This window comes from Pseudomonas sp. GW821-FHT09D08 (genome assembly GCF_059416305.1).
Genome location: NZ_JBWKOX010000009.1, coordinates 246,932 through 256,451, shown reverse-complemented (window position 1 = coordinate 256,451; position 9,520 = coordinate 246,932). Strand labels below are relative to the sequence as shown.

Annotated in this window: 9 protein-coding genes; 6 read left to right on the top strand and 3 right to left on the bottom strand. The window is 58.3% G+C overall.

From position 1 onward, the window contains the following. Positions 1-523: 523 nt before the first annotated feature. Positions 524-1,723 carry a tyrosine--tRNA ligase gene (gene tyrS / locus AC07OP_RS18105; RefSeq protein ID WP_495101950.1) on the bottom strand — a complete coding sequence of 400 codons (1,200 nt, stop codon included), beginning with the start codon at positions 1,721-1,723 and terminating at the stop codon, positions 524-526. A 208-nt stretch (positions 1,724-1,931) separates the two neighbouring features. On the opposite strand from tyrS, the gene AC07OP_RS18100 reads away from it, so the two are divergent. Together AC07OP_RS18100 and AC07OP_RS18095 are read left to right on the top strand one after the other, a co-directional pair. Continuing rightward, positions 1,932-3,350, top strand: coding sequence for a peptidoglycan DD-metalloendopeptidase family protein (locus AC07OP_RS18100; RefSeq protein ID WP_495101951.1), 1,419 nt, complete (start codon positions 1,932-1,934; stop codon positions 3,348-3,350). A gap of 3 nt (positions 3,351-3,353) precedes the next feature. Next, on the top strand, positions 3,354-4,445 hold the full coding sequence (locus tag AC07OP_RS18095; RefSeq protein ID WP_092355500.1) for an anhydro-N-acetylmuramic acid kinase: 1,092 nt from the start codon (positions 3,354-3,356) through the stop codon (positions 4,443-4,445). Between the two features lie 91 nt (positions 4,446-4,536). Here the strand turns inward: AC07OP_RS18095 and erpA are convergent, their stop codons facing one another. Beyond that, positions 4,537-4,887, bottom strand: coding sequence for an iron-sulfur cluster insertion protein ErpA (gene erpA, locus AC07OP_RS18090; protein ID WP_003176443.1), 351 nt, complete (start codon positions 4,885-4,887; stop codon positions 4,537-4,539). A 165-nt stretch (positions 4,888-5,052) separates the two neighbouring features. Further along, positions 5,053-6,087, bottom strand: a complete 1,035-nt coding sequence (gene argC / locus AC07OP_RS18085) for an N-acetyl-gamma-glutamyl-phosphate reductase (RefSeq protein ID WP_027605886.1) — start codon at positions 6,085-6,087, stop codon at positions 5,053-5,055. Positions 6,088-6,222: 135 nt separating this feature from the next. Here argC and hemJ point away from each other — a divergent pair, with 135 nt between their 5' ends. The 4 genes from hemJ to AC07OP_RS18065 all read left to right on the top strand — a co-directional run bounded on the left by hemJ (position 6,223) and on the right by AC07OP_RS18065 (position 9,520). Beyond that, positions 6,223-6,651 carry a protoporphyrinogen oxidase HemJ gene (gene hemJ, locus AC07OP_RS18080; RefSeq protein ID WP_027605887.1) on the top strand — a complete coding sequence of 143 codons (429 nt, stop codon included), beginning with the start codon at positions 6,223-6,225 and terminating at the stop codon, positions 6,649-6,651. A gap of 23 nt (positions 6,652-6,674) precedes the next feature. Continuing rightward, entirely contained in the window at positions 6,675-7,637 is a 963-nt protein-coding gene (locus AC07OP_RS18075; protein ID WP_115485690.1) for an NAD(P)H-dependent flavin oxidoreductase, read from the top strand. Positions 7,638-7,706: 69 nt separating this feature from the next. Further along, positions 7,707-8,669, top strand: a complete 963-nt coding sequence (locus tag AC07OP_RS18070) for a DUF805 domain-containing protein (RefSeq protein WP_027605889.1) — start codon at positions 7,707-7,709, stop codon at positions 8,667-8,669. 62 nt (positions 8,670-8,731) lie between these two features. Continuing rightward, positions 8,732-9,520: an SDR family NAD(P)-dependent oxidoreductase gene (locus AC07OP_RS18065; RefSeq protein ID WP_065938247.1), complete on the top strand. Its 789-nt coding sequence runs from the start codon at positions 8,732-8,734 to the stop codon at positions 9,518-9,520.

The following is a 9,520-nucleotide window of genomic DNA, read 5'->3' as shown; positions in this document are numbered from 1 at the left end:
AACCCTAAACTTGGCTCAGCAATCGTTGGTTACATCTTTGATTTCTCGCGGAGTAACTTGTGATGCTGATAATCTTGCAGTCTGACTCCACAAGCACCCACACGAATTGCTTGATTCAGTTGTTAAAGAGCGGTTGGTTAAGATCTTTCGTCTCAACCGAGGCGCGCATTCTACAGCAGCCTCATTTGCTGTCAAGTGATTATTTTCAGAAGCTTTCGAAGATTTCTTCAACAACTTCAACCACTTGCGCTTGCGATCTCTCGTCAGCGGGAGGCGAATTCTACAGCGTTACACGCTGCTGTCAACACCTCTTTTTCTCCGCTCTCGACCGAGAAGATCGAATCGTTAATAGCGTCAAACAACACGACCCTACCAACTCCTTCTGGGCTTCGATGAACCGAAGCAATCCGCTGCCTTATTCTGCATAACTCATTGTTTACCAAGGAGTTTTACGTTTCGACTGCGCCGGAAGTGGGGCGAATTATAGACAGATACAATTCGCCGTCAACACTTAATTTCAGGTTTATTCGGATTTGAGCGTAATACGCGCAAATGCCTTCTTCCCCGCCTGACAAACGTGGGTAGCATCCAGTTCGTATATAAAAGTGCGATCCACCACCTCACCATCTATACGCACACCGCCAGACCCCAGAAGGTCACGCGCGACCGCCGAGTTCTTCACCAGACCAGCCTTATTAAGGACTGCCGCAATCGGCATGGCCTCAGTAGCCGTCAATTCAATCTCAGGTAGATCATCCGGCAGCTCGCCGTCTCTCATGCGATTACCCGCCGCACGGTGAGCACTGGCCGCAGCCTCTTCACCATGGAAGCGCGCAACGATCTCTTCCGCCAGCTTGATCTTCACGTCACGCGGATTGGCACCCGCCTCTACATCCGCACGCAACGCATCGATCTCATCCATCGAGCGGAAGCTCAACAGTTCGAAGTAGCGCCACATCAAGGCATCAGGGATAGAGACCAGCTTGCCGTACATCACACCCGGAGCTTCCTGGATGCCGACATAGTTGCCCAGGGACTTGGACATTTTCTTGACGCCATCCAATCCTTCCAACAACGGCATGGTCAGGATGCACTGAGCTTCCTGACCATAAGCACGCTGCAACTCACGCCCCATCAGCAGGTTGAATTTCTGATCGGTACCACCCAACTCAACATCCGCGCGCAGCGCTACCGAGTCATAACCCTGAACCAGCGGATACAGGAACTCATGAATCGCGATCGGCTGATTGGTTGAATAGCGCTTATCGAAGTCATCACGCTCAAGCATGCGCGCCACGGTGTATTGGGAAGTAAGGCGAATGAAGTCCGCCGGCCCCATCTGATCCATCCAGGTAGAGTTAAACGCCACCTCGGTCTTGGCCGGATCAAGAATCTTGAATACCTGGGTCTTATAGGTCTCGGCATTATCGAGAACCTGCTCACGGGTCAGCGGCGGGCGTGTCGCACTCTTACCGCTCGGATCACCGATCATCCCGGTGAAATCACCTATAAGGAAGATCACCTGATGCCCCAGCTCCTGGAACTGACGCAGCTTATTAATAAGCACGGTATGACCCAGGTGCAGGTCCGGCGCCGTTGGATCGAAGCCAGCCTTAATACGCAGGGGCTGGCCACGCTTGAGCTTTTCGATCAGCTCGGCCTCGACCAACAGTTCTTCCGCACCACGTTTTATCAGCGCTAGCTGCTCTTCAACCGACTTCATAACAGACCCGCAAGGCTCAGATTCAAAAGGGAACCAACCATACAAGATCAGGGACTAATTACAAGTTTTGCCCTGCGCACGGACACCGTTCAGCAAGCCCAGCGTTCGCGAGCTTGCGCCACAGATGATTTGGTTATATTTTATACAGTTATTTCATCTTCATCATGTCATTCATCTTTTCCATTTCATCTTCAAAGTCAAATTACCTATGACCACTGAACCGTCTAAAGCGCCGCCGCTTTACCCGAAGACCCACCTGCTCGCAGCAAGTGGTATCGCCGCCCTTCTCAGCCTGGCACTCCTGGTATTCCCTTCCAGTGACGTAGAAGCCAAACGAACATCCCTGAGCCTTGACTTGGAGAGTCCAGTTGAACAACTGACACAAGATCAAGACGCTTCCGACGCCCAACAAGCCACAAATGCTCCCACTGAATCGCCGTTTGCCCAGATCGAAAACACGCAGGAAGACACCCAGCAAGCCGTTCAAGAACAGAGAAAACCCGTAGTAGACACTGCCAAGAACCCTCAACACCGCGAAGTGATCGTGGCGAAAGGCGATACGCTTTCGACCCTGTTCGAGAAGGTAGGCCTTCCCGCAGCCACCGTTAACGATGTACTGGCCAGCGATAAACAAGCCAAGCAATTCACCCAGCTCAAACACGGCCAGAAACTGGAGTTCGAACTGACACCAGACGGTCAGCTGAACAACCTGCACACCAGCGTCAGTGACCTCGAGAGCATCTCCCTGACCAAGGACGCCAAAGGCTTTGCCTTCAACCGTATTACCACCAAGCCAGTCATGCGCTCTGCCTACGTTCACGGCGTGATCAACAGCTCACTGTCGCAATCTGCCGCGCGCGCCGGCTTGTCCCATAGCATGACCATGGACATGGCCAGCGTGTTTGGCTACGACATCGACTTCGCCCAGGACATCCGCCAGGGTGATGAATTCGACGTGATCTACGAGCAGAAAGTCGCCAACGGCAAAGTGGTCGGCACCGGCAACATTCTCTCCGCACGCTTCACCAACCGTGGCAAGACCTACACCGCAGTGCGTTACACCAACAAGCAAGGCAACAGCAGCTACTACACCGCCGACGGCAACAGCATGCGCAAGGCCTTTATCCGCACCCCGGTGGATTTCGCTCGTATTAGCTCGCGTTTCTCCATGGGTCGCAAGCATCCAATTCTGAACAAAATCCGCGCCCACAAAGGCGTCGACTATGCCGCCCCACGCGGTACGCCTATCAAGGCGGCCGGCGATGGCAAGGTCCTGCTCGCAGGACGCCGCGGTGGCTACGGCAACACGGTGATCATCCAGCACGGCAACACCTACCGCACCCTGTATGGCCATATGCAAGGTTTCGCCAAGGGTGTGAAAACCGGCGGCAACGTGAAGCAAGGCCAAGTAATCGGTTACATCGGCACCACTGGCCTGTCCACCGGCCCGCACTTGCACTACGAGTTCCAGGTCAATGGTGTGCACGTTGACCCATTGGGACAGAAGCTGCCGATGGCCGACCCGATTGCCAAGGCCGAGCGCGCACGCTTTATGCAACAGAGCCAGCCGCTGATGGCGCGCATGGACCAGGAGCGCTCCACCCTGCTTGCTTCGGCGAAGCGTTAAGGTATGCCGTTCTATATAGGTGTAATGTCCGGGACCAGCCTCGATGGCCTGGACATCGCCCTGATCGAACAAGGCTCGGCGATCAATCTGATCGCCACCCACTACACACCGATGCCGGACACCCTGCGCGCAGAGCTGTTAAGCCTGTGCGCCAGCGGCCCGGATGAGATTGCCCGCTCAGCGATAGCCCAGCAGCATTGGGTCACACTCGCCGCCCACGGCATTCACACGGTGCTCGACCAGCACGACCTCAAGCCTCAAGACATACGCGCGATCGGCAGCCATGGCCAGACCATCCGTCACGAACCCGCCCGAGGCTTTACCGTGCAGATCGGCAACCCGGCATTGCTTGCGGAGCTGACGGGCATCAGCGTAGTCAGCGACTTCCGCAGCCGCGACGTTGCCGCTGGCGGCCAGGGCGCGCCTCTGGTGCCCGCCTTTCATGAGGCGTTGTTTGGCGAAAGCACCGGCAACCGTGCAGTGTTGAATATTGGGGGCTTCAGCAATCTCAGCTTGATCGAAACCGGCAAGCCCGTAGCCGGCTTCGACTGCGGCCCAGGCAATGTGCTGCTGGACGCCTGGATTCAACAGCAGCGCGGCGAACACTTTGACCGTGATGGGCAGTGGGCGGGTAGTGGCAAGGTCGAGCCTCAACTACTCACGGCCCTACTCAGCGATCCATTCTTCCTGACCAAAGGCCCGAAAAGCACCGGCCGTGAAGTGTTCAACCTCGAGTGGCTGCACCAGCATCTTGGCCGCCTGCCCGCCTTTGAACCCCAGGACGTACAGGCCAGCCTGCTGGAGCTGACTGTCCTGACCATCGTCGAGGCCCTGCAAACCGCGCAGCCCGAGACAGAAACGTTACTCGTCTGTGGCGGCGGCGCCCATAACACCACAATGATGAATCGTCTGGCCGCGTTGTTGCCATCCACTCAAGTCAGCAGCACCGCCACCCACGGCGTAGACCCGGACTGGGTCGAAGCCATGGCCTTCGCCTGGCTGGCTCACTGCTGCCTGGAAGGCATTGCCGCCAACCGGCCCAGTGTCACCGGCGCACGCGGGCTAAGGGTACTTGGCGCGATCTACCCCGCCTGACGAACACCTCGCCAGAATCGCAGACAGCAAAACGCCGCTTGGCCGATCAAAGCCACGCGGCGTTTTTATTCGTTGTAGATCAGGCTGTCGATCAGATCGAGAACGAAGAGCCGCAACCACAGGTGGTGGTCGCGTTAGGGTTCTTGATCACGAAACGCGAACCCTCCAGACCCTCCTGGTAATCCACCTCGGCACCTGCCAAGTATTGGAAGCTCATCGGGTCCACGACCAGGCTAACGCCCTCACGCTCAACGATGGTGTCATCGTCGGCCACATCTTCATCGAAGGTGAAACCGTACTGAAACCCTGAACAACCGCCGCCCGTAACGAATACGCGCAGCTTCAAGCGATCATTACCCTCTTCATCGACCAGGCTCTTCACCTTGTGCGCAGCACCGTGGGTAAATTGCAAAGCCGTGGGGGTGAAGGATTCAACGCTCATGCTGATAATCTCCCGGCGTAGCGCCGCCATATGCGTAATGGCGGGCATTATCCGCTTCTCCTAGAAAAGCGGTCAACTATTGTTACGGTATATCAATCTGCATCGCCGCCATTAGAAACACAAAAGGCCCGATCAACGGGCCTTTTGCACACTTTGCCAATCGTCTTAAGGCAGCATGCCGGCGTGGGACAGACCCAGCTTTTCATCCAGGCCAAACAGGATGTTCATGTTCTGCACCGCCTGGCCCGACGCGCCCTTGACGAGGTTATCGATCACCGACAACACCACCACCAGGTCACCATCCTGCGGACGATGCACTGCAATCCGGCACACGTTGGCACCTCGCACGCTGCGGGTTTCCGGATGGCTGCCAGCAGGCATTACATCGACGAACGGCTCGTTGGCATAACGCTTTTCAAACAACGCCTGCAGGTCTACCGAACGATCGACCACGGTGGCGTACAACGTGGAATGAATGCCACGAATCATCGGCGTCAGGTGTGGCACGAAGGTCAGGCCTACGTCTTTGCCGGCGGCGCGACGCAGACCCTGACGAATCTCCGGCAGATGGCGATGCCCTTTTACTGCGTAGGCCTTCATGCTTTCCGACGTCTCGGAGTACAAGGAACCTACCGCTGCTCCACGACCGGCACCGCTGACACCCGACTTACAGTCTGCGATCAGGCGCGAAGCATCCGCCAGCCCGGCCTCGAGCAATGGCAGGAAGCCCAGTTGCGTCGCCGTCGGGTAGCAACCCGGCACGGCGATCAAGCGTGCCTGCTTGATCTGCTCACGATTGACTTCCGGCAGGCCGTACACCGCCTCTTCCAACAGTTCCGGTGCACCGTGAGGCTGGCCGTACCACTTGGCCCATTCGTCGGCGTCTTGCAGGCGGAAGTCCGCCGACAGGTCGATGACCTTGGTACCAGCGGCCAGCAGTTCGCCAGCCAACGCATGGGCAACGCCGTGAGGGGTGGCAAAGAACACCACATCGCAGGCACCAAGGGTGTTGATGTCTGGAACGCTGAACGCCAGGCCGTCGTAGTGGCCTCGCAGGTTTGGGTACATATCGGCCACGGCCAGGCCGGCCTCGGATCGAGAGGTAATGACCACCACCTCAGCTTGCGGATGCTGGGCCAACAGACGCAGCAATTCGACACCGGTGTAACCCGTGCCGCCGACGATACCGACCTTGACCATAAACCTGCCCTCAACGAACCCACTGGAAAGCCGTCGATAATAGGGGCCGCATCGTCCTGCGACAACCGTCAACGTGACGTATGGGCGCATGAGCCACTACTATCTGCGTTACCGTGAACCTGGGAATAACTAAAAATGCTTTATCTATGGGTCAAAGCCTTCCATATCGTCAGCATCGTCTGCTGGTTTGCCGGGCTGTTCTACCTGCCGCGCCTGTTCGTCTACCACGCTCAAAGCGAGGACACTGTCAGCAAGGAACGCTTCAGCGTCATGGAGCGCAAGCTCTACCGCGGCATCATGGGCCCGGCGATGCTGGCCAGCCTGGTGTTCGGTATCTGGCTGATAGCCCTTAACCCCGGCATCTTTCAATCGGGCGCCTGGATCCACGCCAAGTTGACCCTGGTAGTGTTCCTGATTGGCTACCACCATATGTGCGGCGCGCAGGTAAAACGTTTCGCCCGTGGCGAAAACACCCGCAGCCATGTCTTTTATCGCTGGTTCAATGAAGTCCCGGTTCTGATATTGCTGGCTATCGTAATTTTGGTCGTGGTCAAACCGTTCTAACGTCATTACTCGGGGTACCTCCAATGTCGCTGCCCACTCTGCTTGAACAACGTCTGCACCTGCCCGTGGTGGTGGCGCCGATGTTCCTGATTTCCAATCCGCAATTGGTGCTGGCCTGCTGCCGCAACGGCGTGGTCGGCAGCTTCCCGGCGCTCAACCAGCGCGAGAGCAGTGGCTTCAAGGCCTGGCTGGAGGAAATCGAAGCGGGCCTGGCGCAGCTGGACAATCCTGCCCCCTACGCCGTCAACCTGATCGTGCACAACAGCAACCCTCGCCTTGAGGCTGACCTGGCGATCTGCGTCGAGCACAAGGTGCCGATCGTGATCACCAGCCTGGGCGCAGTGAAAGAAGTGGTAGATGCGGTGCACAGCTATGGCGGTCTGGTGTTTCACGATGTCACTACCCGTCGCCATGCCGAAAAAGCCGCTGAAGCCGGTGTCGACGGCCTGATCGCCGTGGCCGCAGGCGCCGGTGGCCATGCCGGTACCTGGAGCCCGTTTTCGCTGATCGCAGAGATTCGCCAATTCTTCGACAAAACCCTGCTGCTGGCCGGCTGCCTTAACCACGGGCATGAGATACTCGCCGCCCAGTTGCTGGGGGCAGACCTGGCGTATTTCGGCACACGGTTTATCGGTACCACCGAAAGCCACGCCCCGGATGCGTATAAAGAGATGCTGCTCACATCGCGCGCCGCCGACATCGTGCACACTCCTGCAGTCTCCGGCGTGCCCGCAAGCTTTATGCGCCAGAGCCTGGAAAATGCCGGTTTCGACCTCGCCGCCCTGCAGGGCAAAGGCGAAGTAAACTTCGGCTCCAAGCTCAAGCCGCTGAGCGACGAAGCCAAGGCCTGGAAGACCGTATGGTCCGCCGGCCAAGGTGTCGGTGAGATTAATGATTTACCCAGCGTCGATGAACTCGTTGCCCGCCTGGATGCCGAATACCGCAAGGCGCGCGAGCAGGCGACACAGTTGCGCTGGCCACGCTGACCCAACCGCAAGGCCTGCCGATCGAGCAGGCCTGCACTACTCCACTGATTCAGTGACAAGGATGCCCGCATGAGCGACAACCGTTTCAAGATTGTGTTTGATGGGGCCTTGCTCCCGGGTGTCGAAAGCACCACAGCCAAGCTGAACCTGGCTGAACTGTTCAAGAGCACGGTCGAGGACATCGAGAAACTCTTCACCGGCCGCGTCGTTGCACTGAAACGCGACCTGTCCCGCCCCGACGCCGAAACCTACCTCACCGCGCTGAAAAACGCCGGGGTGGACGCGCGTATCGAGGCCGAACAGCCCGTAGCCTTCAGCCTTGCTGAAACCCACGAAACAGACTCCAGCGCTGCGGACTTCTCCCGTCCTGCGGCTTCGCCGTACGCACCACCGCGTGCCGCCGTAGGTGAAAGCCTGCCGGAATACGCCACCCTCAAGGTCTTCACCATCAACGGCCGTATTGGTCGTCTGCGGTACCTGGCATGGACGCTGGTACTGACAGTCGCCATGCTCGTCGCAGCCGGCATCCTCAGTACTGTGGGCTTTGCCATCGCAACCGCGTCGCCGACGATAGCCATTATCCTCGGCTCGCTGCTGGGCTTCGCGCTGTTCGTCGCGGTTGTGGTCGTGAGCGTGCAGATCGGCGTGCAGCGCCTGCACGACCTGGGCTGGTCCGGCTGGTTGTACCTGCTGAACCTGGTACCGCTGGTGAACAGTATTTTCCCGCTGCTGCTGTTGGTCATGCCAGGTAACACCGGCGCCAACCAGTACGGCGCACCGCCACCGCGCAACTCCACCGCGGTGAAGGTCCTGGCCTCGCTGTGGCTGGCATTCATCCCGCTGATGCTCATCATCGTGGTGTCGCTGGGCATGAACGGCTACCTGGATCAACTCGAAACCAACGTGGACAGCAGCTACGAAAGCAGCTCCATCACTTCCGATGAAGACGCCGATCAAAGCGTGATCGTCGACGAAGAAGACGCGCAAAGTGCTGACGACGCGGCCGAACCTGTAGACTCTCCAGAACAGTAAAGAAACGCGCCGCGCCTGCGATGCCTCCATCCCAGGCGCGGCGTGTTGCGATGGAGAAAGGCATGACCCGTTACGCTCTGATCACCGGTGCCTCCAGCGGCATCGGCCTGGCTTTGGCCGAAGCCCTGGCCCGTCGCGGCCGCAGCTTGATTCTGGTGGCCCGCCAGCGTGATCAGTTGGAAAGCATTGCAATCGAATTGACCCAACGCTTCGGCGTCGAGGTGCTGTTTCGGGCATGCGACCTGGGCGAGCCATTGCGCTTGTCCGGGTTCCTGCTGGAGCTGGAAGAAGGCGAGCGGCAGATCGATTTGCTGGTGAACTGCGCCGGCATTGGCACCAGCGGGCCATTCCTGGCCCAGGACTGGATGACCGAACAAGACCTCATCGAAGTCAACATCCTCGCCCTTACCCGCATGTGTCACGCCCTGGGCAATACCATGGCGCTGCACGGTGGCGGGCAGATTCTCAACGTCGCCTCGGTCGCCGCGTTCCAACCCGGCCCGTGGATGAGCAGCTACTACGCCAGCAAGGCCTATGTGCTGCATTTCTCCGAAGGCTTGCGCGAAGAACTCAAGACCTGTGGCATCAAGGTCTCGGTGCTTTGCCCCGGTCCTACGCGCACCGCCTTCTTCGGTACGGCGCAGATGGACACCGCCAGACTCGAACGCAGCGAACAATTGATGAGTCCGGAAGAAGTGGCGCTCTATACCGTGCGCGCACTGGAAAAGAACAAAGCCATCATCATTCCTGGACGACGTAATCGCTGGCTGGCCTTCAGCCCGCGTTTCAGCCCACGCTGGCTGACTCGTAAGATCGCCGGTGCGATCAACAAGGCCTATTGCCCCCGCTGA